Genomic DNA, 24,800 nt, shown 5'->3' with positions numbered 1-24,800 from the left:
CACGGACCGTGCCGAGTCCGCCACGGACCCGTAGCGTGTCCCCCATGGACATCGTCGTGGCTGGCTCGCACGGGCTCATCGGCACCGCTCTGCTCGAACGACTGCGCGAGGACGGTCACCACGTGCGCCGCCTCGTGCGCCGCGCACCGCAGACCTCGGACGAGCACGAGTGGGATCCCGACTCCGGCCGGCTGGACCCGGGCGCGCTCGCCGGGGCGGACGCCGTCGTCAACCTCGCCGGGGCGGGCATCGGCGACCACCGCTGGACGACGGCGTACAAGCGGACGCTCGTCACGTCCCGCACGCGCACCACCGGGCTGCTCGCCCGCACCCTCGCCGGGCTCGACTCGCCGCCACCGGTGTGGGTCCAGGGCTCCGCCATCGGGTACTACGGCGACCGGGGCGCCCAGGTGCTCACGGAGACGTCGGCGTCGGGCGACGGCTTCCTCGCGCGCCTGGTCCGCGAGTGGGAGGCCGCGACCGCTCCCGCCGAGCAGGCGGGGGTCCGTGTGGTGCACGCCCGCACCGGCATCGTCCTCTCCCCCGACGGCGGCGCGCTCGGCAGGCTGCTGCCCCTCCTCCGGCTCGGTGTCGGCGGACGCCTCGGCCCCGGGACCCAGTACTGGAGCTGGATCACGTTGCGCGACGAGGTCGCCGCGCTGCAGCACCTCCTCACCGCGCCCGTGCACGGTCCCGTCAACCTCTCCTCGCCGCACCCGGCGACCAACGCGGAGATCACCCGGGCGCTCGCGCGGGCGCTGCACCGCCCGGCCGTGCTCGCCGTGCCGTCGTTCGCCCTCCACGTCGCGCTGGGCGAGCTCGCGTCCGACATCCTCGGCTCCCAGCGCGCCCTGCCCACCGTGCTCGAGGCGAGCGGGTTCACGTGGTCCGACCCCGTCCTGGAGGACGCCGCGCGCCAGGTCGTCGAGAGCCGCTGACCGGCTCACCCCTCCGGCGGGCCCAGGGCGCCAGGACCCCGCACGCTCGACGACGGCCCGGCCGGCGGGTCGGCCGGGGACTCGGGCAGAGTCACCGTGCTTCGGCGACGCGCCACCCCGCGTCGGTCCAGCGCAGCACCAGGACGACCGTGGTCCGCGGCGTGGCGGGCACCTGGACCTCGCCCGACGCGGTGCGCTGGCTGTGGGCAGCGATCGCGTAGTCCACCGCCACCGTCGCGTCCCCGGCGTCCTCTCCGGCACCGACGACGGGCGGCGTCCCGGGCTCGGCGTACCGGGCGTCGCCGACCTCGGCCCGCGCCCCGACCACGTCCACGCCGGCGAGCGCGGCGAGCAGCTCGGCGTCGCGCGCCTCCGCGGGCGAACCGGCGACCACCACCGCGGATAGGTCCCCCGAGCCGTCCGTGAGGAGCTCCAGCCGCCGCCCGGTGAGCGTGCGCGCCGCACCGAGCGGGTCGGCGCGGTCGAGCGTGGGGTCGGTCACCGGGTCCTCGGCGGACGCCGTGCGGGTGGTCGCGGGACCGTCGTCGCGCGCGGGCGAGGGCCACGGCGTGACGACCGCGAGCGCGACGACCACCGCGGCGACGAGCCCCGCGCACCCGACGAGGACAGCCGTGCGGCCGGTCCAGAGGCGCCGCCGGTCCGGGGGGCGGGAGTGCGCACCGGCCCTCGCCCCACGCCGGAGGCCGGACAGCGGCGCTCCGCGCCCCGGTCGCTCCGGGACGCGGCGGGGCGCTCGCGCCCCCCGGCGTCCGGGCGGCGCGGCGACCTCGTCACCGGCCACGCGCCGTCTCGGCACGACCGACGGGGGCTTGCGCCGGCCCGCCAGGGCGCCCGCGACGAGGCGGGCGGCGTCCGGCATGGCGATCGGTCGCGGCCCGACGGCGTCGTAGCAGCGTGCGGCGAACGTCCCCACGGCGGGACGAGCGGCCGGCTCGTCGCGGAGCGCGACAGCGAGCTCCGCGTGCAGCGCGGCGAGGGCGCGCGCCTCGTCGGCGTCGAGCGGCGCGGCGTGCGCGGGGTGGCTCGTCGCGGGCGGAGGGACGAGGCCGAGGACCGTGCGGGCGAGGTCGCGGACGTCGTCCGCGGTCGAGGCCGTCGTGGGCGCGAGGGGTGGGCGCAGCACGACCCTCCCGCCCGAGGTGACGACGACCGACGTGGCGTCCAGGCGACCGTGGCTGCGGCCCTCGCGGTGGAGCGCCGTCAGCGCCTGGGCGACCGGGACGAGGACCGTCACCGCCTCCCCCGCGCGGAGCGGCTCGCGCGCGGCGGCGAGCTCGTCGAGCCGCAGCCCGCCGACGTGGTCGAGGAGGACCGCGAGCGACGACTCGCCCGCCGCCACGACGCCGCGCACCACGGCGAGGTGCTCGTGCTCCTCGCCGAGCCCGCGCAGGTGCTCCACGAGTGCCGCCCGCTCCCCCGGGTCCTCGGGCACCGTGAGCAGCGCGACCTCGCACGCCGTCCCGGCGGCGTCGCACGCGACGGTCCCGCCGACCGCGCCCGGCTCTCGCCGCAGCGCCCACCCTGCCGCCGCGAGCACCGGTCCGAGGTCGGCGAGGGACGGCCCGGGCGGGCGCGGGCGACGGGACGACGACGGCATGGCCCCATCCCACCGCACGACACGCCCCGATTGCCGTCGTCCACAGGACGGATCTCACCCTGAGCGGGCGCGAGGGCTCGGCCGAGCGGCCCGTCACACCTCGAGCAGGCGACCCTCCCGGGCGCTGCGACGCGCGGCGTCGAGGACCTCGGCCGTGCGGACGGCGTCGCGCGGGTCGACCGGCACGGGGCCGTCGTCGAGCAGCCACGCCGCGACGGCGCGGTAGAAGTCCGCGTGCCCGCCGGGAGCCTGCGGCACGGGCTCACGCTCGCGCCCGCGCGTCACCCAGCCGAGGGTCCCCGCGGGCGCGGCGTCGTCGAACACCTCGAAGGGCGACGCGTCGTTCTCGAACGTCGTGACGACGTACGCGCCGCCCGTGCCGAGCACGCGCGTGCGCGGGCCGGGCGCACCGACGACGGACCCGGCCCACAGCCGGCTCACGACGGCGTTCCCGTCGGCGTCCGGGGCGTGGTGGAGCACGAGGAAAACGTCGTCCTCGGTGGGGGTCGTGTGCGAGCGGAGCTCGGCCCACACCCCGGTGACGGGCCCGAAGAGCTGCGTGGCCGAGTCGACGAGGTGCGGCCCGAGGTCGAGGAGGAGGCCGCCGCCGACGAGGTCGTTCTCCTTCCAGCGCTGCTGCGGCACGGGACGCCAGCGCTCCCAGCGGCGCTCGAACGTGTGGACCCGGCCGAGGTCGCCGCGGTCGAGCACGGACCGCAGCGTGAGCTGCTCCGGGTCCCAGCGGCGGTTCTGGAAGACGGTGAGCGGGGTCCCGGCCTGCTCGGCGGCGTCGACGACGGCGCGCGAGGCCGTGGCGCCCAGGGCGAGCGGCTTGTCCACCACGACGGGGACGCCCGCACGCGCGAGCGCGGTCGCGTGGTCGGCGTGCAGCGCGGACGGGCTGGCCACGACGACGACGTCGTAGGCCGCGCGGTCGGCGAGGAGCGCGTCGACGTCGTCGTGCAGGTGCACGCCGGGCCAGTCCTCCGCCGCCGCGGCGCGGCGCTCGGGCGAGCGCACGACGACGGCCATGACGACGTGCCCCGCCTCGCGCACGAGCCGCGCGTGGATGCCGCGACCGGCCCCTCCGTACCCGACGATCCCGACCCTGAGCGTGCGTGCGGCGGTGTCCATGCGGACCAATCTAGCCGCGCCGCGGACGGGTGCCCGAGGCGTGCCGGGCGCGGGTCGGAGCACCCCGGGCGACCTGGCAGAATGTGCGCGTTGGTCCGATATGGAGCGCTGCGTACCGTCTCGCGGGGGTCGGGCCGAGAATCGGTTTCGGGAAGGTCGTCCCTTGAGCACCACGAGCCGCCAGGTCCCTCGTCGGAGCGTCCTGCGCTACGTCCTCATCGCCCTGGCGATCGCGATCGTCGTCGCGAACGTCGTCAACCAGCGGTCCGTCGCGGCGGACACCGACCCCGAGCCGGTCGCCGGGAGCGCGCTCGAGGCCCTCGCCGGGCTCGAGGTCAAGGGCCCCGGGCCGGACACCGGCTACGAGCGCGCGCTGTTCGGTCCGGCGTGGGCCGACGTCGACGGCAACGGGTGCGACACCCGCAACGACATCCTCGCGCGCGACCTGGCCGACCTGACCTTCTCGACGCGCGGGGACGTCTGCGAGGTCCGCACGGGCACCTTTGAGGACCCGTACACGGGCGAGACGATCGACTTCCGCCGCGGCAACGCGACGAGCGCAGCGGTCCAGATCGACCACGTCGTGCCCCTGCTCGACGCGTGGCGCAAGGGCGCCCGCGCCTGGGACGACGAGACGCGCCGAGAGTTCGCGAACGACCCCCTCAACCTGCTCGCGTCCGACGGCCCGGCGAACCAGTCGAAGGGCGCACGCGACGCGTCGGCCTGGCTGCCCCCGAACCACGCGTTCCGGTGCCCGTACGTCGCCCGGCAGATCGCCGTGAAGGCGGCCTACGAGCTCTCGGTCACGCCGTCGGAGTCCGAGGCGATGGCGCGCGTGCTGGCGGACTGCCCCGCCGAGCCGCTCCCGGCGGGCTGACCGGGCTCCCCCGGTCCGCGGTCCAGACGCCCGAGGGCGCTCGGCCACCAGGCGCGACGACCGACGTCGTGCACGAGGGCGGGCACGAGGAGCGACCGCACCACGAGGGTGTCGACGAGGACGCCGAACGCGACGATGAACGCGAGCTGGGCGAGGAAGAGCAGCGGGATGATCCCGAGCGCGGCGAACGTGGCCGCGAGCACGACGCCCGCCGACGTGATGACCGACCCCGTGACCGCGAGGCCGCGCAGCACGCCGCGCCGCGTCCCGACGCGCAGGCTCTCCTCGCGCACCCGGGTCATGAGGAAGATCGAGTAGTCCACGCCGAGCGCGACGAGGAAGCAGAACGCGTAGAGCGGGACGGCCGGGTCCGCGCCGGGGAAGTCGAGCACGTGGTTGAAGACGAGCGCGGCGACGCCGAGCGCGGCCCCGAACGACAGCACGTTCGCGAGCATGAGCAGGACGGGCGCGAGCACGGACCGCAGCAGCAGGATGAGGATCAGCAGGATCACGACCAGCACGACCGGCACGATGACCCGCAGGTCGCGCTGACCGGCGAGCTGGGTGTCCAGTCGCTCGGCCGCGGCTCCGCCGACGACCGCCTCGGGCGAGACCTCGTGCACGGCGTCGCGCAGCGCCGACACCGTCTGCACGGCCTCCTGGCTGTCGGACGGCGCCTCGGTCGTGACGTCGACGCGCACCTGCCCGTCGACGACGAGCGGGTCGCCCTGGGCGGGCGCACCGGGGGCGACGGCGGGCTGGTCCGTGACGGGCGTCGCCGCGGCGACGCCGTCCGTGCCCTCGGCCGCCGTGACGACGGCGTCGAGGTCCGCCTCGGGGGCGATGACGGTCGCCGGCTGCGCGGACACGCCCTCGAAGTGCGCGGTGAGCGCCTCCTCGCCCGCGACCGAGTCGACGTCCGCGAGGAACACCTCCGAGTCGCCGGTCCCCTCGGCGTCGAGGGTCGGCACGAACGCCGCGCACGCCGCCAGCACGAGCGCCGTGACGATCCACACGCGCCGGTCGTGGCGTCCGACGAAGCTCGCGACGCGCGACCACACCCCGTGCCCGTCGATGCTGACGCGGTCCTCGCTCTCGGGCGACGCCTCGGCCGCCGCGGCCTCGTGGGCCGCGTGGTCGGCGTCGTAGCGCGGCATGCGCGGCCAGAACAGCGCGCGGGACCGCTGCCCTGCGACGAGCAGGAGGGCGGGCAGGAGCGTGAGCGCGGCGACGAACGCGGCGGCGATGCCGATCGCGGCGACCGGGCCGAGGCTGCGGTTGGACGACAGGTCGGACAGGAGCAGGCAGAGCAGGCCCGCGACGACGGTGCCGGCGCTCGCGGCGATCGGCTCGACCGAGGCCCGCACGGCACGGCGCAGCGCCGTCGTCGTCGACCGGACGAGGCGCAGCTCCTCGCGGTAGCGCGCCACGACGAGCAACGAGTAGTCGACCGCGGCCCCGACGACGAGGATCGAGAGGATGCCCTGCGACTGGCCGTTGAGCGTCAGCACGTCCGCCGCCGCGAGCTCGTAGACGACGAGACCGGCGAGGGTCAGCGCGAGCACGGCCGTGAGGATGACGATGAACGGCAGGATCGGCGACCGGTAGACGACCGCGAGGATGACGAGCACCGCGCCGAGCGCGACGAGCAGCAGGACGGTGTCGATCCCGCCGAACGCGGTGACGAGGTCGGCGACGAAGCCGGCGGGGCCGGTGACCCACACGTCGAGCGACGTGCCGGCGAGGCCCCCGTCGGCCGCGTCCGCGGCGGCGAGGTCGCGCAGCGCGCCGACGGCGAGCTCGCTCACGCTGCTCTCGTCCGCCCCGATGCGGTCGGACGCGACAGACGCGTCGAGCGAGACGACGACGAGCGCCGCCTCCCCGTCCTCGGACGGCACCACGACCGGGTCGGCGATCGAGACGTCGCCCACGGTCGCGGGCTCGTCGCCCGAGGTTCCCTCGAGCGGTGCCCCGGGCACGGCCTGCGCGTAGGCGTCGAGCGCCGCGAGGTCGTCGGGCGTGAGCGCGCTCCCGTCACCGGTCGTCGCGACGACGAGCGCGGGCAGCGTCTCGGAGTCGGTGAACTCCTGCGCGACCTCGGCAGCGCGCGTCGACTCGGCGCTCGCCGGCAGGAACGCCGCGGCATCGTTGGTCTGCACGCTGCTCAGGCGACCCTGCGCCTGGCCGCCCAGTGCGCCGATGGCCATCCAGAGACCGATGACTGCGACAATGATCAGTCCGCGGAGGAACCCGCCCGTCCGATTGCTCAGCATGCTGAGGAATGGTGCCATGGTGGAAGGAGGAATGCACGTTGGAGCTTGCACCGAGGGATCGCACCGGGCCGCACGTCGACCCGGACGTCGGCGACCCCACCCCCGGAGACCCGCAGGAATGGGCCACCGGCCGCCTCCTCTTCGCCGTCGCGCGCCGGATCGAGCGGGAGTGGAACGCGCACCTCGGGCAGTGGGACCTCAACCACGCCGGCTTCCCCGTCCTCATGCACCTGCTCGCCGGGCCGCGGTCCCAGCGCGTCCTCGCGGACGAGTCGGGCGTCACGGAGCAGACCATGAGCCGGATCGTCGCGCGGCTGGAGCGGGCCGGCTACGTGACGCGCACCGGCGACCCGGCCGACCGCCGCCGTCGGGCCGTGGCCATCACGGACGCCGGGCGCGCGGCCGGGTTCGCCGCGGCGCGCCGCCGCCCCGCCGAGGACCTCGCGACCCGCGGACTCGACGACGACCAGGTCGCCGCGCTGCGCGGTGCGCTCCTCACGCTCCTCGAGACCCTCCCGCGCTCACCCGGCGACGAGCGTTAGCCTGGCCCGATGGACCTGCTCGCGCTGCCGGGGATCACGGACTACCACGAGGCCTGGGACCTGCAGCGCGCGGTGCACGACGACGTCGTCGCGGGCACGCGGCCGGACACCCTGATCCTCGTCGAGCACCCGGACGTCTACACGGCCGGGCGTCGCACGAACCGCTCGGACCGGCCCGACGACGGCACGCCCGTCGTGGACGTCGACCGCGGCGGCAAGATCACCTGGCACGGCCCGGGCCAGCAGGTCGTCTACCCGATCGTCCGGCTCGCCGAGCCCGTGGACGTCGTCGCGTACGTCCGGGCGCTCGAGGACGCCGTGATGGCGGTCTGCACCCGCCTCGGGCTCGCGACGATGCGCGTCGAGGGCCGCAGCGGGGTCTGGGTCGCGGCCGACGCGACCCGTCGCGAGCGCAAGGTCTGCGCGATCGGCGTGCGCGTCGCGCGCGGCGTGACGATGCACGGGCTGGCGCTCAACTGCGTCCCGGACCTGTCGCGGTTCGAGCGGATCATCCCGTGCGGCATCGAGGACGCCGACGTGACGTCCCTCACGGCCGAGCTCGGGCGCGAGGTGACGCTCGCCGAGGTCGCGCCGCTCCTCGTCGACGCGCTCGGGACGGCGCTCGTCCCGCTGCTCGCCGCAGACGCCGCGGACACCCCTCCGACCGCGCTCGCGGGATAGGCTGGGGGCTCCAGGGAATCCTCGCGCGCCGGAGTACGGGTGGGTCGGCGCGCGGCTGGACGACCCCGAGGACCTGGACCGCATGACCACCACCCCCGCGCGCGCGGCGTCGCGCCCCCGCACCCCCGCACCTCCCCCGCCCGACGGCGTGCCCGTCCGCACGGGCTACGCCCGGCTCCCCCAGCTCGCGGGCCGTGCGTTCCTCCCTGTCGCGTTCCTCGCGCGCCTGCCGTTCTCCATGCTGACGATCGGGACGCTGCTGCTCGTGTCGTCGACCACCTCGTCGGTCGCGCTCGGGGGCCTCGCGTCCGCCGCGACGGCGCTCGGGACGGCGCTCGGCGGCCCGACCCAGGGCGCGCTCGCCGACCGTGTCGGCCAGCGTCGCGTCCTGCTCGTCTGCGTGCCGGTCGCGACGGTCGCCGTGCTGGCCCTCGTGCTCTCGGCGTCCGCACCGGGCGCCACGGCCGCGGTGCTGCTCGCCGCGGCGGCGACGGGCGCGAGCGCTCCCCAGGTCGGTCCGCTGGCCCGCGTGCGCTGGCTGCGCCTCGCAGCCGACGAGCCGCGCACCGTCGAGGCCGCGATGAGCTACGAGAGCACGGCCGACGAGGTGAGCTTCGTCCTGGGGCCCGCCCTCGTGGGCGTCCTCGCATCGGCAGGCTCGCCGCAGGTCGCGGTGCTCGCCGCGGCCGGCGGCATCGCCGTGTTCGGCGCCGCGTTCGCGCTCCACCCGACAGCGCGCGCGACCGCGCCGCACGGCACCGGCCCGCACGGCACGACGGCCGGTGCCGCGGACGCCGGCGGGACGGCCGCGCTGGTGCGGCGCGAGGCGGTCGTGCTCGTCGGGATGCTCGCCATGGGCCTGCTGTTCGGCGGGACCCAGGCCGCGCTCACCGCGCTCACGCGCGACGCGGGCGTGCCGGGCAGCGCAGGGCTCGTGTACGCGGTCATGGGCGTCGGCTCCGCGATCACCGCGCTCTCCGTGGTCGCCCTGCCCCGGCGCTGGGGGCTGCGCAGCCGCTGGATCACGTTCGCGGCAGGGCTCCTGGTGGGCACCGCCGGTCTCGTGCTCGCGGCCGCGGGCGGCTCGTTGACCGCGGTCGTCGTCGCCGTGGCGGCGACCGGCCTGTTCGTCGGGCCGGTCATGGTCACGGTCTTCACGGTCGCCGGCGAGCGCGCGCCGGCCGGGCGCACGGCGTCGGCCATGACCCTCGTGGCCAGCGCGAACGTCGTCGGTGTCGCGATCGGCGCGTCCGGGGGCGGCGCGCTCGCCGACACCGTGTCGACGACGAGCGCGTTCGCGCTCCCCGTCGTCGCGGCGGTCCTGCTCGTCGTGACCGGGGTGTCGCTGACGTCACGTCCACAGGGTGAGCGACGCACGGGAGACGGCGAGCGCGAGCGCGTAGTCTGACCGGAGTCCGGCGTCGTACCAGGGCGCGCACCCGAACGGTGCGCCGCCCGCCCGCTTGGTGGGCGCGACGTCGGCGCTCACTCGCCACGACGACCGGGAGACACCCGTGACGATCGCACCTGAAGGACGGCGCATGCTGCGGGTCGAGGCCCGCAACGCCGCGACGCCGATCGAGAAGAAGCCCGAGTGGATCAAGACCCGCGCGACCATGGGCCCGGAGTACTCCGAGCTCAAGGGGCTCGTGAAGCGCGAGGGTCTGCACACGGTCTGCGAGGAGGCGGGCTGTCCCAACATCTTCGAGTGCTGGGAGGACCGCGAGGCGACCTTCCTCATCGGCGGCGACCAGTGCACGCGCCGGTGCGACTTCTGCCAGATCGACACGGGCAAGCCGGCCGACTTCGACGCGGACGAGCCGCGCCGCGTCGCGGAGTCCGTCCAGGCGATGGGCCTGCGCTACTCGACCATCACCGGCGTCGCGCGCGACGACCTGCCCGACGGCGGCGCCTGGCTCTACGCGGAAACCGTCCGCCAGATCCACGCGCTCAACCCGGGCACCGGCGTCGAGCTGCTCATCCCGGACTTCAACGCGATCCCCGAGCTGCTCGACGAGGTGAACGGGTCCCGGCCCGAGGTCCTCGCGCACAACCTCGAGACGGTGCCGCGGATCTTCAAGCAGATCCGGCCCGGCTTCCGGTACGAGCGCTCGCTGTCCGTGCTCACGCGGGCGCGCGAGGCCGGGCTCGTCACCAAGTCGAACATCATCCTCGGCATGGGCGAGACGATCGACGAGGCGAAGGAGGCGCTGCAGGACCTGCACGACGCCGGCTGCGACCTCGTGACGATCACGCAGTACCTGCGCCCCTCGCTGCGGCACCACCCCGTGGACCGCTGGGTGAAGCCGGAGGAGTTCGTCGAGCTGTCGGACGCCGCCGAGGCCATCGGGTTCCTCGGCGTCATGTCCGGCCCGCTCGTGCGGTCGTCGTACCGCGCCGGGCGCCTCTGGGGCCAGGCCATGACGCGCCGCGGCATGGAGATCCCCGCCGCGCTCGCGCACCTCGCCGAGCCGACGACGTCCCGCCAGGAGGCCGCGAGCCTGCTGGCCCGCGCACCCCACTAGACTGACCGGCATGGCCCGCAAGAACTCGGACAGCACCGGCGCGCCCGCCGCCGGCGAGCAGGTCGCGAAGCAGAAGAAGCCCAAGAAGCAGCGCTGGTACCACCAGGTGTGGGCCGCCTACCAGATGACCCGCAAGCAGGACCCGGCGGTCACGTGGGTCATGCTCGGCGTGTTCGTCGGCATCCTCGCCGTCGCGCTGGGCATCGGCCTGTGGTGGGGCCAGTGGGTCTACACGCTGATCGTCGGCATCCCGTTCGCGGCGCTGGGCGCGATGTTCGTGCTCACGCGTCGCGCCGAGCGCGCCGCCTACCAGCAGATCGAGGGCCAGCCCGGCGCCGCGCGCGCCGCGCTCGGCACGATCCGCCGCGGGTGGACGTTCGACGAGGAGCCCGTCGCGATCGACCCCCGCACGCAGGACCTCGTGTTCCGCGGCGTCGGGCGCGCGGGCGTCGTGCTCGTGAGCGAGGGCCCGCCGCACCGCGCGAAGCGCCTGCTCGACGCCGAGCGCAAGCGCGTCGCGCGGGTGCTGCCGAACGTGCCGGTCACCACGATCCAGGTCGGCGACGGCGAGGACCAGGTGGCGCTGCCCAAGCTCCCCCGCGCCGTCCAGAAGCTCAAGCCGACCCTCACGAAGCCCGAGACGGCGGAGGTCTCCAAGCGCCTGCGCGCGCTCGGCGTCTCACGCCTGCCGATCCCCAAGGGGATCGACCCGACGCGGGCCCGCCCCGACCGCAAGGGCCTCAAGGGTCGCTGACGCGACACCCGCACACCACGACGACGCCCGGTCGGCGAGGATCCCTCCTCTGCCGGCCGGGCGTCGTCGTGCATGGGGGGGGCGGGGATCCGGCCGCCCGCGGTCAGGAGCGGACGAGCACCGTGCCCGCGGCGCGGTCGTGCAGGCCACGACCGTCGGCGTCCCAGACGACGGCCGGGATGACGAGGCACAGCAGGACCGTGCGCAGCACGCCGCGGCCGAGACCGACCATGCGCGCCGGCTCGGCGAGGCGCCGGACCCGGATCCCCATGACGCGGTGGCCGACGGTGAACCCGAGCGTGCTCACGAGCAGCACGTTCTCGATCGCGAAGACCAGCGGCTGCGACCAGACCGGCAGGGCCGAGATGCCCTCGAAGAAGCCCGGCGCGGCGGGGCGGAAGAAGAGGAACGCGACCAGGGTCGCGAGGACCCAGTCGATGGCCAGCGCGACGACGCGCCGTCCGAGCGTCGCGAGGGAGCCCGGGCCCTCCGGCGGGAGGCCGAGCCGCGCGCCGCGACCGGTGTGCTGGTCGCCCGGGGCGCCCTCGAGCCACGAACCCATGTCCTCGCGTGAAACCACGGGACCAGCGTACGTGCCACGCGGTGGACGGGACGCCCTCCGGCCGCCGGACGGCGGTATCGTGCCGAACGGCACACCGACCCCACGTCGGCTGCCGCGCGCCCTCGTGTCGCACGATCGTCACACGGGGACGCGGGACGTAACACGACCGAAACAAGGGGTACACCGTAGGGAAACCGCCCCGGCCTAGGTTCGTGGGCGCCACGTCAGCGGCTCGTCCGCCGCGCAGCCCGACGGCACCACCCGATCAAGGAGCAACGGATGTTCAACAACGCGGAGGAGGCAATCGCCTTCACGCGGAACGAAGGCGTCGAGTTCGTCGACGTCCGGTTCTGCGACCTGCCCGGCATCATGCAGCACTTCAACATCCCCGTCTCGCAGTTCGACGAGTCGGCGTTCGAGGACGGCCTGATGTTCGACGGGTCGTCGATCCGCGGCTTCCAGGCGATCCACGAGTCGGACATGAAGCTCGTGCCGGACGTCAAGACCGCGTTCGTGGACCCGTACCGCAAGCGCAAGACGCTCGTCGTGAACTTCTCCATCGTCGACCCGTTCACGGGCGAGCCGTACTCCCGCGACCCCCGCAACATCGCGGCCAAGGCCGAGGCGTACCTGCGCTCGACCGGCATCGCGGACACGGCGTTCTTCGCGCCCGAGGCCGAGTTCTACCTCTTCGACGAGGCGCGCTTCGCGACGAACCAGCACTCGAGCTTCTACTACCTCGACTCCATCGAGGCGGCGTGGAACACGGGCCGCGAGGAGGAGGGTGGCAACCTCGCGTACAAGACGCGCTACAAGGGCGGCTACTTCCCCGTCTCCCCGTCCGACCGCTTCGCGGACCTGCGCGACGAGATGTGCGCGACGCTGGAGAAGGTCGGCCTCGAGGTCGAGCGCGCGCACCACGAGGTGGGCACCGCCGGCCAGCAGGAGATCAACTACCGCTTCAACACGCTGCTGCACGCGGCCGACGACCTGATGAAGTTCAAGTACGTCATCCGCAACGAGGCGTTCGAGGCCGGCAAGTCCGTCACGTTCATGCCGAAGCCGATCTTCGGCGACAACGGCTCGGGCATGCACTCGCACCAGTCCCTGTGGAAGGACGGCAAGCCGCTGTTCTTCGACGAGAAGGGCTACGGCGGTCTCTCCGACCTCGCGCGCTGGTACATCGGCGGCCTGCTCAAGCACGCGCCGTCGCTGCTCGCCTTCACCAACCCGTCGGTGAACTCCTACCACCGCCTGGTCCCCGGCTACGAGGCCCCGGTCAACCTGGTCTACTCGGCCCGCAACCGCTCCGCGTGCATCCGCATCCCGGTGACCGGCTCGTCCGCCGCCGCGAAGCGCGTCGAGTTCCGCGTGCCGGACCCGTCGGCCAACCCGTACCTCGCGTTCGCCGCGCAGCTCCTCGCCGGCATCGACGGCATCAAGAACCGCATCGAGCCGCCGGAGCCGATCGACAAGGACCTGTACGAGCTGCCGCCGGAGGAGCACGCGCAGATCCAGCAGGTCCCCGGCTCGCTCTCCGAGGCGCTGGACAACCTCGAGGCCGACCACGAGTTCCTCACGCAGGGCGACGTGTTCACGCCGGACCTCATCCAGACGTGGATCGACTACAAGCGCACCAACGAGATCGACCCGATCCGCCTGCGCCCGCACCCGCACGAGTTCGAGCTCTACTACGACATCTGAGTCCCTGGTCTGACCCGACCTCGGAGCTCCACGGCCCCCGTCCGTGGTGAGCGTCTCGCGACGCCCACCACGGGCGGGGGCCGTTCTCCGTCGCCCCGGTCGTAGGGCGACCCGCCTGCGAGTCTCAGTCGAGACGCGACGCCGGCACCGCGGGGCTCGACCTGCCGGAACGCGCTCTCGAGCGACGCAGCGACGGTCGCGTCGACGGCGACGTGTCGTTCGGCGCGGCCCACCCGCTCGGCCTTGCCGCGTCTCGTCGCGCCGTCGTGGCCGACGCGACCCTGCCCCGGTGGACGCAAGGAAGCAGCGGGGACGCCGTGGCCGATCGACGCTCGGAGACCGCGCTCGAGTGCTCCCCCCGTGGGCTCTCGCCAGGACGAGAAGCTGCTGGTCAGAAGCCTGACCGTCCCGGGTAGACTGCCGGGTCACCGCCGGCAGGGCGGCCTCGCCTCGCGCGGACCGGAGACTCAGGGGGAACTCGTGCGAACACGAGCCGGCATTCTGGTGGGCTTCGCCCTCGGTGCGATCTTCTCCGTGTCCGGATGCACCTCGACAGGGACCACTGAGGTGGAGAGGCCCGTCAGCGATCAAGCACCGACGCCTCCCTCGGCGTCGCCCCGAGCGAGCGAGACCACGTCCGGCCAGGAGGCGCCTGACGGCCCTGACGGCGGCGGCGACCGCACCGGCGAGCAAGGAGCCGAGGTGCCCGGCGAGGAGCCCGAGGGCGGCGAGACCACGGTGACGACGCTCCGACAGTCGGGCACGACGACTCCTCTCGTCGCCCGCAGTGCGTGGCAGGGAGTGGCCGAGTACGGCCCGTGCACACTCTCGCAGAGCACCGACCCGGGCGGCGTCGATCCCCGTGCCGATCAGTACGGGGTCTCTCAGGAGCTTCTCTCCGCGCTCCGAGAGTCCGACGAGGGGGCTGACCCATCGGCGCTGCGGAACGTCCTGCTTCCGCTGACGTCGCAGCCGGGCGCGGGGACGGTGGGAGTGAACGCGCTGGCTCAGGACTGGGACGCATCGACCCCGCGAGGCCCGGTGGCAGTCAGGGGCGTCACGCGAGCGATCACCACGCAGAACTTTGCGGGCGACCGGACGACCGACGTCGTGCAGCTGGCTTTCGAGTGCCCGCGGGTCATCGACGAGTCGGCCTGGACGAGCGCTCTCGAGGATCTCCGGGTCACCGTTCCTGCGCAGCCGGAGAGACCCGGCCAGTGGCCTACCGCCTGAGAGGCGATCGGCCGCGTCGTGGCGGCGCCCTCGAGGTGACCGAGCGATCGCTCGTCGGTGCAGGCGCGGATGCTCGCCTCAGTGACTCTTGTCGCGCGGCGGCGTGGCGCGCTAGGTTTGCGAGCGGCGGTAACGATGCCGCCCGCAACAGCAGGGGGATTCATGAGCACTCGCTTCCGGCGCGCCCTCACCACCGTCGTCTCCGTCCTCACCTCGGCGGTCCTGGCCGTGTCCGTCACGGCCCCGGCGGGCGCGGCCACGGGCACCTCCCCCGCGGGTGCCGACCAGCCCGCGAGCGCCTCCGCGTGCGCCGCGACGTGGTCGCCGACGACCGCCTACACCGGCGGGAAGACGGCGTCGCACCACGGGCGGAACTGGACGGCGCGGTGGTGGACCCAGCGCGAGACGCCGGGGTCGACGAGCGTCTGGGTGGACGCGGGCCGGTGCACGGGGGGCGGGGACGACTTCGTGGTGAGCCGCGCGGAGTTCGACGCGATCTTCCCGAAGCGGCACCCGTTCTACACGTACGACGGGTTCGTCGACGCGCTGGGCGCGTACCCGGCGTTCGCCAGCACGGGGACGCCGGAGACCCGGACGCGCGAGGCCGCGGCGTTCCTCACGCACGCGGACTTCGAGTCGGTCGGGCTGCGGTACGTGAAGGAGATCAACGAGGCGAACTACTGGATCAAGTGCGACGACGAGCAGCCCTTCGGCTGCCCGGCCGGCCAGACGGCCTACTACGGGCGGGGGCCGATCATGTTCAGCTGGAACTTCAACTACAAGGCCGCCGGCGACGCTCTGGGCATCGATCTCCTCAACGACCCGTGGCTCGTCGAGGAGGACCCGTCCGTCGCGTGGCAGACCGCGCTCTGGTACTGGAACACCCAGAACGGGCCCGGCGTGATGACGTCGCACCAGGCGATGGTGTCCGGCGCGGGCTTCGGCCAGACGATCAACTCGCTCAACGGGGCGCTCGAGTGCGGCGGCGGCAACCCGGCGTCGGTGCAGTCGCGCGTGGACCGCTACGTGCGGATCACCGAGGTGCTGGGCGTGGCCCCGGGCTCGGGCCTGACCTGCTGAGCGGTCCGGACCGCGGCGTGGGCGGCCGGTCGGCCGCAGCACGTCCGGCGGCGTGAGCGGCGGGTGCGGTGCACGCAGGGGGCGCACCGCACCCGCCGGTCAGCCGCCGACCCCGGCGGCCACCGGCGTGTCCTCCGCCCCGGACGCCGAACCGGCGTCGGGCGCAGGCGCGGGCGCGGGCGCAGAGGCAGGCTCTGGCCGCACGACGTGGGACGACGGCAGCCCCGCGCCGGGGCGGAACCCGGCGTAGTGCTCGGCCTCCGCGCGGGCGCACTCGTCCTGGTAGACGTGCCCGCCACCGAGGTACACGGCGATCTCCTCGCGCTTGCCGGGCACGTTCCCGCCGACGAACCAGGCGCCCGCCTTCCTGCCCTCCTCGTACATGACGGTCGCGCGGGCCGCGCGCTCGGTCTCCGCGCGCCACCACTCCTCAGCCTCGGGCGTGGCCTCGAGCCGGTCGACGCCGTGCTCGCGCGCGTAGGCGAGCGCGCGCTGGAGCCACTGCGCGCCGCGCTGGACCGGCACCGTGAGGTTGGACAGCGGCGTCTGCGGCCCGAGCGACATGAAGAAGTTCGGGAAGCCGTGGACGGAGATGCCGAGGTAGGTGCGCAGCCCGTCGCGCTCCCAGCGCTCGCGCAGGGTGACGCCGTCCCGCCCGACGACGTCGAACGCGGTGAGCGCCCCGGTCATGGCGTCGAAGCCGGTGGCGAGCACGAGCACGTCGAGCGCGTGCTCGACCTCCCCCACGACGACCCCCCGCGGCGTCACGCGCGTGATCGGCGTGGCGAGCACGTCGACGAGCTCGACGTTCGCGCGGTTGTACGCCGCGTAGTAGCCGTGGCCCGTCGGGGGTCGCTTGCCCAGGAAGCGATACGTCGTCGGGCTCAGCAGGCGGGCCGTCCGCGGGTCGTCGACGACCTCGCGGATCTTGCCGCGCAGGAACTCGGACGCGAGCTCGCTCGCCTCGGGGCTGGACACGAGGTCCGTGAAGCACTCGTTGGCGAACCGGAAGCCGCCCGCCTCCCAGCGGGCCTCGAAGACCCGGCGGCGCTCGTCGTCGTCGACCTCGAGCGCGGACCGCGTGGGGATCTCCATGGGCACGCCGAAGGGATGGCGCACGGCGCGCTCGAAGACCTCGTCGTACCGGGCGCGCAGGGCGGCGAGCTCGTCGGCCGTGACTGCGGGGCTCGTCGTCTCCAGCACGTAGTTGGGGGTGCGCTGGAAGACGGTGACGTGCTCCGCCGCCGCCGCGAGCTCGGGCAGCATCTGGATCCCCGAGGCTCCGACCCCGAGCAGGCCCACGCGCTTGCCCGTCAGGTCGACGCCCTCGTGCGGCCAGCGGGCCGAGTGGTGGACCGGCCCGGCGAACGAGTCGAGCCCGGGCAGGTCGGGGTACAGGGGCCGGGAGAGGAGGCCGGTCGCGGAGACGACGTACGTCGCACGCAGCCGCGAGCCGTCGGCGAGGGTGAGCGTCCAGAGGTTCGTCACCTCGGAGTGCTCGGCCCGCTCGACGGCGACGCCGAGCCGGATGTCGCGGCGCAGGTCGAGCCGGTCGGCGACGAACTCGAGATAGGCACGGATCTCCTCGCCGCGCGGGTAGCGCTCGGACCAGTCCCACTCCTCGCGCACCTCGCGCGAGAACGAGTACGCGTACGCGAGGTACTCGGAGTCGGTCCGCACGCCCGGGTAGCGGTTCGCCCACCAGGTGCCGCCGATCCCGTCGGCGGCGTCGACGACGAGGACGGACAGACCGATCTCGCGCAGGTGGTGCAGCATCGCCAGGCCCGAGTAGCCCGCCCCGATGACGACCGCGTCGTAGAGCGCGCCGTTCGTGGTCTTCCCCATGGACGACTCCCCCGTGTCAGGTACGTCGTCGCAGGCCCGGTGCCCGCGCGACGCGGTATACCGTGCCACGACCTGCGACGTCGTGCCAGGGTGACCGCGGGCCGGTCGTCGCTCGCGCTCAGAACGGCCAGACGAGCGGCACGTACAGGACCGCGGCCGCGAGGAAGACGAGGGCGAGCGGCAGGCCGAGGCGCCAGTAGTCGCCGAACCGGTACCCGCCGGGCTGCAGGACCATGAGGTTGACGGGGGTCGCGATCGGGGTGAGGAACGCGGCCGCGCCCACGACCGTGAGCGCCATCATGAACGGCAGCACGCTCACGTCGAGCGTCTGCGCGAACGACACCGCGACGGGGGCCATGACGAGCACCGTCGCGACGTTCGAGATGAACTGCCCGAGCACGAGCGTGAGCACGCACACCACGAGGAGCGCGAGGCGCGGCGACCCGTCGCCCGTGAGCCGGAGCACGAGCCCGGCGATCGCCTCCGCCGCCCCGGACGAGACGAACGCCGCGGACAGCGGGATGAGCGCCGCGATGAGCACGACGGTGTCCCACGAGATCGCGCGGAACGCCTGCGGCACGGTGACCACCCCGCCGACCACGAGGGCGCCCGCGGCGAGCAGGCCGGCGATGACGGGCGGCACGACGCCCGTCGCGAGCAGCACGACGGTCACGACGAGCACGGCGAGGCAGCGGCGCCACCCGCGGCTGAGCGGGACGCCGCGCTGGAGGCTGCGCGCCGAGTCGACCGCGAGCACGTCGGGCGACTGCGTGTACCGGTGCAGCGCGTCCCACGGTCCGCGCACGAGCACGGCGTCGCCCGGCTGGAGGGTCAGCGTCCCGGAGGCCCGCTCGGCGTCGGACGCCGACGCGTGCGCCTCGCCCCGCCGGAGGGCGACCACGACGAGCCCTTCGTCGCGCGTCGTCATGCCCGGGCTGACGGTGCGCCCGACGAGGGTCGAGCGGGGTGCGATGACCACCTCCACGACCCCGGTGCCGCCGGTGAACAGGCGGCCCGTGTCGAGGTCGGGCGTGTAGCTCTCGCGCCACGAGCGCACGCGCTCGCGCGGGTCGGTCGCGGTGTCGGCGAGGTGCTCGGGGACGCGCTCGGGCAGCAGCCGGTCGCCGAGGGTCACGACGAGCACCGCCGTGGCCAGGACGAGCGGGACGCCGACGAGCGCGAACTCGAAGTAGCCGAACTCGCGGCCGCCGGCCTCGGCCGCCGCCTCGGAGACGATGATGTTCACGGGCGTGCCCGTGAGGGTGAGCAGCGACCCCGCGCCGGCGGCGAACGCGAGCGGGACGAGCATGCGCGACGGCACGATCCCGGCGCGCGCCGCCGCGACCACCGCGACGGGGAGCAGTGCCGCGACGGCGCCGTTGATGCTGATGACCGCGGCGAGCAGCGCGGCGACGCCCACCATGAGCGTGAGCAGGCCCGCGCGCCCGAGCGACGCGCGCCGCTCGAGCCACTGCCCGATCCACGCCGTGACGCCGGTGGAGTCCAGCGCGTCGCTGAGCACGAAGAGCGACGCGATGAAGAGCACGATCGGGTCGCTGAAGCCGCCCAGCGCCTCGTCGAGCGGGAGCACGCCCGTCGCCCACAGCGCGACGGGCACGAAGAGCGCGACGACGACGAGCGGCAGGCGGTTCGTCATGAAGCCCACGACGGCGAGGGCCAGGATCGCGAAGGTGGCGACCAGCGGATCGATCATGGGGCCCCCTCTCGGACGTCAGGATGCCACAACGGCCCGGACGGCGAGCCGTGCGGAATAGTGACGCCGCGGACGCGTTGTCGATGACCATGACGACTCTCGGGATCATCGGCGCAGGCAACATCGGTTCCCAGGTGGCGCGGGCCGCCGTCGGGCAGGGGTACGACGTGGTCATCGCGAACTCGCGCGACCCCCGCACGCTCGACGACCTCGTCGCCGAGCTCGGTCCGCGGGCGCGCGCGGGGACCGCGGAGGAAGCGGCGCGGGCCGCCGACGTCGCCGTCGTGGCGGTGCCGTTCCACGCCTACCGCGACGTCCCGGTCGAGCCGCTCGCGGGGAAGATCGTGATCGACACGAACAACTACTACTGGGAGCGCGACGGCCACGTCGAGGCGCTCGACCGCGGCGAGACGACGTCGTCGGGCCTGCTCCAGGAGCACCTGCCGGCGTCGAAGGTGGCGAAGGCGTTCAACCACATCCAGGCGCCGCACATCACGACCGACGGCACGCCCGCCGGGACGCCGGGCCGCCGCGCGCTGGCGACGTCGAGCGACTTCCCCGAGGCCGCCGCGTGGGTCGAGCGGTTCTACGACGAGCTCGGCTTCGACACCGTCGACACGAGCCCGCTCGCGGAGTCGTGGCGCGTCGAGCGCGACCGTCCCGCGTACGTCGCGCGGCAGGACGCCGACGAGCTGCGGGCCAACCTCGCGCGCGCCCCGCGCACGATCTGACCGTCCCCGCACGGCCCCCGGTCAGTCCTCGCCGTAGAAGACGCGCTCCATGACGGTGCGGGCCCGGCGGGCCGTGCGGAGATAGTGCTCCTCCAGCTCGGCACCCGTGTCGACACCCGGCAGGTCGAGCACGCGCGCGAGGCCGTTGAGCGCGAAGCGGTCGTGCGGCAGCACGTCCACCGTCGTGCCCGTCGTGCGCCCCGACCACAGCACGAGCGCGCTGCGCAGGCGCGACGCGAGGTGCCACGCCTCGCCGAGGGTCGCGGCGTCGTCGGGGTCGACGAGCCCGACGTCGACCGCGGCGTCGAGCGCGTCCACCGTGGACGTGGTCCGCAGCGCGGGGACCTCGTGGGCGTGCTGGAGCTGGAGGAGCTGGACGGTCCACTCGACGTCGGACACTCCCCCGCGCCCGAGCTTGAGGTGCCGCGACGCCTCCACCCCGCGCGGGAGCCGCTCCGCCTCGACCCGGGCCTTGATGCGCCGCACCTCGCGCACGTGCGTGAGGTCGAGACCTCCGGCCGGGTAGCGCCGCTCGTCCACGACCCGGGTGAACGCCTCGCCGAGCCCGGCGACGTCGCCCGCGACGGGCCGCGCGCGCAGGAGCGCCTGCGCCTCCCACACGCTGGACCAGCGCTCGTAGTACTCGGTGTACGACGCGAGCGAGCGCACGAGCGGGCCGTTGCGCCCCTCGGGCCGCAGGTCGGCGTCCACGGGCAGCGCGGGCTCCGGCCCGACGGCGGACAGCAGCTGCCGCAGCCGCGTCGCCGCGGCGAGCGCGTACGCCTGGGCGGCGTCGCCGGCCGCGCCCGGCGCCGGGTCGTGCACGAACATGACGTCGGCGTCCGATCCGTAGCCCATCTCCCGGCCGCCCAGGCGCCCCATCGCGACGACGAGCAGCCGTGACGGAGCGGACGACGGGTCCGGCGCGTCATAGCCGAGCTCGTCGCGCGCGACGAACTCCGCGACCCGGAGCGCGCCCGCGAGCACGACGTCCGCCGCGTCGGAGATGCTGCGCGCGGCGTCGACCGGGTCCACGACGCCGAGCAGCTCGGCGGCGCCCGTGCGCGCGAGCTCGCGTCGGCGCACGGCGCGCAGGCTCACCGTGGCCGGCTCGACCTCGTCGGCGCGCGTGAGGATCGCATCGGTCTCCGCCGCGAGGCGCTCGATGCCGCGCGGGACGAGGTCGGCGTCGCCCGCGAGCCAGCGCACGGACTCGGGCGACCGGCCGAGCGCGTCGGCGATGTAGCGCGAGTTCGACAGCAGGTGCGCGAGCCGCTGCGCCGCCGACCCGGAGTCGCGCAGGAGCTGGAGGTACCAGTGCGTCGTGCCGAGCGTCTCGGAGAGCGTGCGGAACGCGAGCAGCCCGGCGTCCGGGTCCGCACCCTCGGCGAACCAGCCGAGCATCACGGGCAGAAGCTGGCGCTGGATGGCGGCACGGCGGCTCACGCCCTCGATGAGCGCAGTGACGTGCCGCATGGCGCCGGCCGGGTCGCGGTAGCCGATGGCGGCGAAGCGGGCCTTCGCAGCCTCCGGCGCCAGGCTCACCTCGTCCGGTGAGAGCTGCGCGACGACCGGCAGGAGCGGCCGGTAGAAGATCTCCTCGTGCAGGCCGCGCACCTCGCGCCGCGTCGCGCGCCACCGCTCGGTGAGGCCCGCGGCGCCCTCGGCCCGCATGCCGAGGGACCGGGCGAGACGGCGCAGCTCGTCGTCGGCCGTCGGGAGCAGGTGCGTGCGCCGGAGCCGGAAGAGCTGGATGCGGTGCTCGAGCGAGCGCAGGAAGCGGTAGCAGACGCCGAGCCGGGCCGCGTGCTCGCGCCCCACGTACCCGCCGGCCGCGAGCTCGGCGAGCGCGGTGAGGGTGCTGCGGCTGCGGATCGAGTCGTCGGACCGCCCGTGCACGAGCTGGAGCAGCTGCACCGTGAACTCGACGTCGCGCAGGCCGCCCTTGCCGAGCTTGAGCTGGCGGTCCGCCTCCGCGGCGGGCACGTGGGCCTCGACGCGGCGGCGCATCGCCTGCGAGTCCTCGACGAAGTTCTCGCGGCCCGCCGCCGACCACACGAACGGGGCGATCGCGTCCTCGTACGCGCGCCCGAGGTCGCGGTCGCCCGCGACGGTGCGCGCCTTGAGCAGCGCCTGGAACTCCCACGTCTTGGCCCAGCGCTCGTAGTAGGCGACGTGGCTCGCGAGCGTGCGCACGAGCGGGCCCTGCTTGCCCTCGGGTCGCAGCGCGGCGTCGACCTGCCACAGGGCGGGCTCGCCGGACGTGCCCGAGCACACGCGCGCGAGGCTCGTCGCGAGGCGCGCCCCCACGGTCGTGGCGTACGCCTCGTCGAAGCCCTCCGCGGGCTCGACGACGTAGATCACGTCGACGTCGGAGACGTAGTTGAGCTCGCGCGCCCCGCACTTGCCCATGCCGACGACCGCGAGGCGCACCCCGGCGCCGTGGTCGTCGAGCTCCGCGCGCGCGACGGCGAGCGCGCCCTCGAGCGCGGCAGCCGCGAGGTCCGCCAGCGCGGCGCCGACCGCGGGCATGCGCGTCAGCGGGTCGGTCACGGTGAGGTCCGTCGCCGCGATGCGCAGGATCCGCTCGCGGTAGGCGCGACGCAGCGCGTCGACCCGCTCGGGCCCCGGCTCGGCCGCGACCGGGACGGCGGCGTCCGGGTCGGCGCCCACGGCGCGCAGGAGCTCGGCCCGCACGTCGCCCGCGGCCACCCCGGTGCCCGGCGCCGGGTCCGCGACGACCTCGAGCAGCGCGGGGCGCCGCACGACGTCGTCGCCGAGCGCGACCGACGCTCCGAGCACCGCGAGCAGACGGTCGCGCGCCGGGCCGGGCCGCAGGGTGCCGCGCGCGAGGTCCGCGAGCGCACCACGCGCCTCGACGTCGGGGCGCAGCGCGCCCGCGAGCCGCACGACCTGCAGGAGCGCGAGGTCCGGGTCGGCGGCCTGGCCGAACGCGGCGAGCAGCTCGTCGTCGACGACGCCCGCCGGGTCGGCCGCACCGGCCTCCGGACCGTCGTCGTCGGGCGGGGCGCCGGGGTCGAGCAGCAGCGCCAGGTCCGGGTCCGCGAGCAGGCCGGCCGAGCGCGTGATGTCGGCGAAGCCGAACCGCGCGAGCCGACCCGTGAGCGTGGGCCGGCGGGAACCGCCGGACCGACCGGACGTCGTCGTGGACCCGCTCACAGGACCTGGAGGAACCGCTTCAGCTCGAACGGGGTGACCTGCGCGCGGTACGCGTCCCACTCCTGGCGCTTGTTGCGCAGCACGAAGTCGAACACGTGCTCGCCCAGCGTCTCGGCGACGAGCTCGGAGCCCTCCATGATGCGGATCGCCTCGTCGAGCGACTGCGGGAGCGGCTTGATGCCGAGCGCACGACGCTCCGCGTCGGTGAGCTCCCAGACGTCGTCCTCGGTCTCCTCGGGGAGCTCGTAGCCCTCCTCGATGCCCTTGAGCCCGGCGGCCAGCATGACGGCGAACGCCAGGTACGGGTTGGTCGCCGAGTCGAGCGCGCGGTACTCCACGCGGCTCGAGTTGCCCTTGCCCGGCTTGTACATGGGCACGCGCACGAGCGCGGAGCGGTTGTTGTGGCCCCAGCAGACGTAGCTCGGGGCCTCGGCGCCGCCCCAGAGGCGCTTGTACGAGTTCACGTACTGGTTCGTGATCGCGGTGATCTCCGCGGCGTGGACGAGCAGGCCCGCGATGAACTGGCGCGCCGTCTTGGACAGCTCGAACTGCGCGCCGGGCTCGTGGAACGCGTTGCGGTCGCCCTCGAAGAGCGACAGGTGCGTGTGCATGCCCGAGCCGGGGTGGTCGGCCATCGGCTTGGGCATGAACGACGCGAACACGCCCTGCTCGAGCGCGACCTCCTTGACGACCGTGCGGAACGTCATGAGGTTGTCGGCCGTGGTCAGCGCGTCGGCGTAGCGCAGGTCGATCTCGTTCTGCCCCGGCCCCGCCTCGTGGTGGGAGAACTCGACCGAGATGCCCATGGACTCGAGCATCGTGATCGCGGCGCGCCGGAAGTCGTGCGTGCTCCCGCGCGCGAGGTGGTCGAAATACCCGCCCTGGTCGACCGGGACGAGCGGCGACCCGGCGTCTGCCGGCTGGTTGAACAGGTAGAACTCGACCTCGGGGTGCGTGTAGAACGTGAACCCCTTGTCGCTCGCCCGGGCGAGCGCACGCTTGAGGACGTTGCGGCTGTCCGCGAGGGACGGCTCGCCGTCGGGCGTGAGGATGTCGCAGAACATGCGCGCGGTGCCGTGCCGCTCGCCGCGCCACGGGAGCACCTGGAACGTCGTCGGGTCCGGCTTGGCGATCATGTCGGCCTCGTACACGCGCGTGAGGCCCTCGATCGAGCTGCCGTCGAACCCGATCCCCTCGGCGAACGCCGACTCGAGCTCCGCCGGCGCGATCGCCACCGACTTGAGCATGCCGAGCACGTCGGTGAACCAGAGCCGGATGAAGCGGATGTCGCGCTCCTCGACCGTGCGGAGCACGAACTCCTGCTGCCTGTCCATGCGGTACATCCTGCCTGATCCGTGTGACGAACGGGTGACACGGTCGTGTCCTGGACGTCGTGCCGCGAGGCGGCC

The 24,800-nt window shown here is 74.4% G+C and carries 19 protein-coding genes; 11 read left to right on the top strand and 8 right to left on the bottom strand.

The features are described 5' to 3' along the window. Positions 1–44 precede the first annotated feature (44 nt). Positions 45–938, top strand: a complete 894-nt coding sequence (locus tag ABIE39_RS09540; RefSeq protein ID WP_175008424.1) for a TIGR01777 family oxidoreductase — start codon at positions 45–47, stop codon at positions 936–938. Positions 939–1,029: 91 nt separating this feature from the next. On the opposite strand, the gene ABIE39_RS09535 is transcribed toward ABIE39_RS09540, so the two are convergent. Both ABIE39_RS09535 and ABIE39_RS09530 read right to left on the bottom strand, forming a co-directional pair. After that, positions 1,030–2,556 carry a hypothetical protein gene (locus ABIE39_RS09535; protein WP_354051498.1) on the bottom strand — a complete coding sequence of 509 codons (1,527 nt, stop codon included), beginning with the start codon at positions 2,554–2,556 and terminating at the stop codon, positions 1,030–1,032. A gap of 93 nt (positions 2,557–2,649) precedes the next feature. Beyond that, complete coding sequence (locus tag ABIE39_RS09530; protein WP_354051496.1) at positions 2,650–3,690, bottom strand: Gfo/Idh/MocA family protein; 1,041 nt, start codon at positions 3,688–3,690, stop codon at positions 2,650–2,652. A gap of 163 nt (positions 3,691–3,853) precedes the next feature. Here ABIE39_RS09530 and ABIE39_RS09525 point away from each other — a divergent pair, with 163 nt between their 5' ends. Continuing rightward, positions 3,854–4,567 carry an HNH endonuclease family protein gene (locus ABIE39_RS09525; RefSeq protein WP_074809542.1) on the top strand — a complete coding sequence of 238 codons (714 nt, stop codon included), beginning with the start codon at positions 3,854–3,856 and terminating at the stop codon, positions 4,565–4,567. On the opposite strand, the gene ABIE39_RS09520 is transcribed toward ABIE39_RS09525, so the two are convergent. Then, on the bottom strand, positions 4,480–6,858 hold the full coding sequence (locus ABIE39_RS09520; protein WP_502914842.1) for an MMPL family transporter: 2,379 nt from the start codon (positions 6,856–6,858) through the stop codon (positions 4,480–4,482). The two genes, ABIE39_RS09525 and ABIE39_RS09520, sit on opposite strands and share 88 nt — an antisense overlap. A gap of 20 nt (positions 6,859–6,878) precedes the next feature. Between ABIE39_RS09520 and ABIE39_RS09515 the strand changes: the two genes are divergently transcribed. The 5 genes from ABIE39_RS09515 (at position 6,879) to ABIE39_RS09495 (ending at position 11,342) form a co-directional block, all read left to right on the top strand. Beyond that, entirely contained in the window at positions 6,879–7,382 is a 504-nt protein-coding gene (locus ABIE39_RS09515) for a MarR family winged helix-turn-helix transcriptional regulator (protein WP_255437090.1), read from the top strand. Positions 7,383–7,391: 9 nt separating this feature from the next. Then, positions 7,392–8,063: a lipoyl(octanoyl) transferase LipB gene (gene lipB, locus ABIE39_RS09510; RefSeq protein WP_175008419.1), complete on the top strand. Its 672-nt coding sequence runs from the start codon at positions 7,392–7,394 to the stop codon at positions 8,061–8,063. A gap of 82 nt (positions 8,064–8,145) precedes the next feature. Beyond that, positions 8,146–9,471 (top strand): MFS transporter, encoded by a 1,326-nt coding sequence (locus ABIE39_RS09505; protein ID WP_175008418.1) that lies wholly within the window; start codon positions 8,146–8,148, stop codon positions 9,469–9,471. Between the two features lie 106 nt (positions 9,472–9,577). Next, positions 9,578–10,588 carry a lipoyl synthase gene (gene lipA, locus ABIE39_RS09500; protein WP_175008417.1) on the top strand — a complete coding sequence of 337 codons (1,011 nt, stop codon included), beginning with the start codon at positions 9,578–9,580 and terminating at the stop codon, positions 10,586–10,588. A 10-nt stretch (positions 10,589–10,598) separates the two neighbouring features. Beyond that, positions 10,599–11,342, top strand: coding sequence for a DUF4191 domain-containing protein (locus ABIE39_RS09495; RefSeq protein WP_021480396.1), 744 nt, complete (start codon positions 10,599–10,601; stop codon positions 11,340–11,342). 103 nt (positions 11,343–11,445) lie between these two features. On the opposite strand, the gene ABIE39_RS09490 is transcribed toward ABIE39_RS09495, so the two are convergent. Next, positions 11,446–11,922, bottom strand: a complete 477-nt coding sequence (locus ABIE39_RS09490; protein ID WP_175008416.1) for an RDD family protein — start codon at positions 11,920–11,922, stop codon at positions 11,446–11,448. A 261-nt stretch (positions 11,923–12,183) separates the two neighbouring features. On the opposite strand from ABIE39_RS09490, the gene glnA (ABIE39_RS09485) reads away from it, so the two are divergent. The 3 genes from glnA (ABIE39_RS09485) to ABIE39_RS09475 all read left to right on the top strand — a co-directional run bounded on the left by glnA (ABIE39_RS09485) (position 12,184) and on the right by ABIE39_RS09475 (position 15,921). Further along, positions 12,184–13,608: a type I glutamate--ammonia ligase gene (gene glnA, locus ABIE39_RS09485; RefSeq protein ID WP_175008415.1), complete on the top strand. Its 1,425-nt coding sequence runs from the start codon at positions 12,184–12,186 to the stop codon at positions 13,606–13,608. A 702-nt stretch (positions 13,609–14,310) separates the two neighbouring features. Further along, on the top strand, positions 14,311–14,841 hold the full coding sequence (locus tag ABIE39_RS09480) for a hypothetical protein (RefSeq protein WP_354051492.1): 531 nt from the start codon (positions 14,311–14,313) through the stop codon (positions 14,839–14,841). A gap of 162 nt (positions 14,842–15,003) precedes the next feature. Further along, positions 15,004–15,921 (top strand): glycoside hydrolase family 19 protein, encoded by a 918-nt coding sequence (locus ABIE39_RS09475; RefSeq protein WP_354051490.1) that lies wholly within the window; start codon positions 15,004–15,006, stop codon positions 15,919–15,921. Positions 15,922–16,020: 99 nt separating this feature from the next. On the opposite strand, the gene ABIE39_RS09470 is transcribed toward ABIE39_RS09475, so the two are convergent. Together ABIE39_RS09470 and ABIE39_RS09465 are read right to left on the bottom strand one after the other, a co-directional pair. After that, on the bottom strand, positions 16,021–17,766 hold the full coding sequence (locus ABIE39_RS09470) for a flavin-containing monooxygenase (RefSeq protein ID WP_354051488.1): 1,746 nt from the start codon (positions 17,764–17,766) through the stop codon (positions 16,021–16,023). Positions 17,767–17,884: 118 nt separating this feature from the next. Further along, positions 17,885–19,480, bottom strand: coding sequence for an SLC13 family permease (locus ABIE39_RS09465; protein WP_206153658.1), 1,596 nt, complete (start codon positions 19,478–19,480; stop codon positions 17,885–17,887). 23 nt (positions 19,481–19,503) lie between these two features. On the opposite strand from ABIE39_RS09465, the gene ABIE39_RS09460 reads away from it, so the two are divergent. Further along, positions 19,504–20,211 (top strand): NADPH-dependent F420 reductase, encoded by a 708-nt coding sequence (locus ABIE39_RS09460; RefSeq protein ID WP_354051486.1) that lies wholly within the window; start codon positions 19,504–19,506, stop codon positions 20,209–20,211. Between the two features lie 21 nt (positions 20,212–20,232). Here the strand turns inward: ABIE39_RS09460 and ABIE39_RS09455 are convergent, their stop codons facing one another. Both ABIE39_RS09455 and glnA (ABIE39_RS09450) read right to left on the bottom strand, forming a co-directional pair. Next, positions 20,233–23,391: a bifunctional [glutamine synthetase] adenylyltransferase/[glutamine synthetase]-adenylyl-L-tyrosine phosphorylase gene (locus tag ABIE39_RS09455; protein WP_354051484.1), complete on the bottom strand. Its 3,159-nt coding sequence runs from the start codon at positions 23,389–23,391 to the stop codon at positions 20,233–20,235. Continuing rightward, the gene (gene glnA, locus ABIE39_RS09450; protein WP_021483141.1) at positions 23,388–24,725 is read right to left on the bottom strand and encodes a type I glutamate--ammonia ligase; all 1,338 of its coding nucleotides are present in this window, start codon (positions 24,723–24,725) and stop codon (positions 23,388–23,390) included. Before glnA (ABIE39_RS09450) ends, ABIE39_RS09455 begins: the two co-directional genes overlap by 4 nt. Positions 24,726–24,800 lie beyond the last annotated feature (75 nt).

Origin of the sequence: Cellulosimicrobium sp. 4261, from assembly GCF_040546915.1 — a bacterium.
Taxonomy (GTDB): Bacteria; Actinomycetota; Actinomycetes; order Actinomycetales; family Cellulomonadaceae; genus Cellulosimicrobium; species Cellulosimicrobium cinnabarinum.
This window is presented reverse-complemented; position numbering and strand designations above follow the sequence as displayed.

Excerpts from the sequence above, each read along its gene's own strand:
- lipB (WP_175008419.1), top strand. The coding sequence starts at position 7,392 with ATGGACCTGCTCGCGCTGCCGGGGATCACGGACTACCACGAGGCCTGG.
- ABIE39_RS09470 (WP_354051488.1), bottom strand. The coding sequence starts at position 17,766 with ATGGGGAAGACCACGAACGGCGCGCTCTACGACGCGGTCGTCATCGGG.
- ABIE39_RS09520 (WP_502914842.1), bottom strand. The coding sequence starts at position 6,858 with ATGGCACCATTCCTCAGCATGCTGAGCAATCGGACGGGCGGGTTCCTC.
- ABIE39_RS09465 (WP_206153658.1), bottom strand. The coding sequence starts at position 19,480 with ATGATCGATCCGCTGGTCGCCACCTTCGCGATCCTGGCCCTCGCCGTC.
- ABIE39_RS09530 (WP_354051496.1), bottom strand. The coding sequence starts at position 3,690 with ATGGACACCGCCGCACGCACGCTCAGGGTCGGGATCGTCGGGTACGGA.
- ABIE39_RS09540 (WP_175008424.1), top strand. The coding sequence starts at position 45 with ATGGACATCGTCGTGGCTGGCTCGCACGGGCTCATCGGCACCGCTCTG.
- ABIE39_RS09460 (WP_354051486.1), top strand. The coding sequence starts at position 19,504 with ATGCCACAACGGCCCGGACGGCGAGCCGTGCGGAATAGTGACGCCGCG.
- ABIE39_RS09535 (WP_354051498.1), bottom strand. The coding sequence starts at position 2,556 with ATGCCGTCGTCGTCCCGTCGCCCGCGCCCGCCCGGGCCGTCCCTCGCC.
- ABIE39_RS09495 (WP_021480396.1), top strand. The coding sequence starts at position 10,599 with ATGGCCCGCAAGAACTCGGACAGCACCGGCGCGCCCGCCGCCGGCGAG.
- ABIE39_RS09475 (WP_354051490.1), top strand. The coding sequence starts at position 15,004 with ATGAGCACTCGCTTCCGGCGCGCCCTCACCACCGTCGTCTCCGTCCTC.
- ABIE39_RS09505 (WP_175008418.1), top strand. The coding sequence starts at position 8,146 with ATGACCACCACCCCCGCGCGCGCGGCGTCGCGCCCCCGCACCCCCGCA.
- glnA (WP_021483141.1), bottom strand. The coding sequence starts at position 24,725 with ATGGACAGGCAGCAGGAGTTCGTGCTCCGCACGGTCGAGGAGCGCGAC.
- glnA (WP_175008415.1), top strand. The coding sequence starts at position 12,184 with ATGTTCAACAACGCGGAGGAGGCAATCGCCTTCACGCGGAACGAAGGC.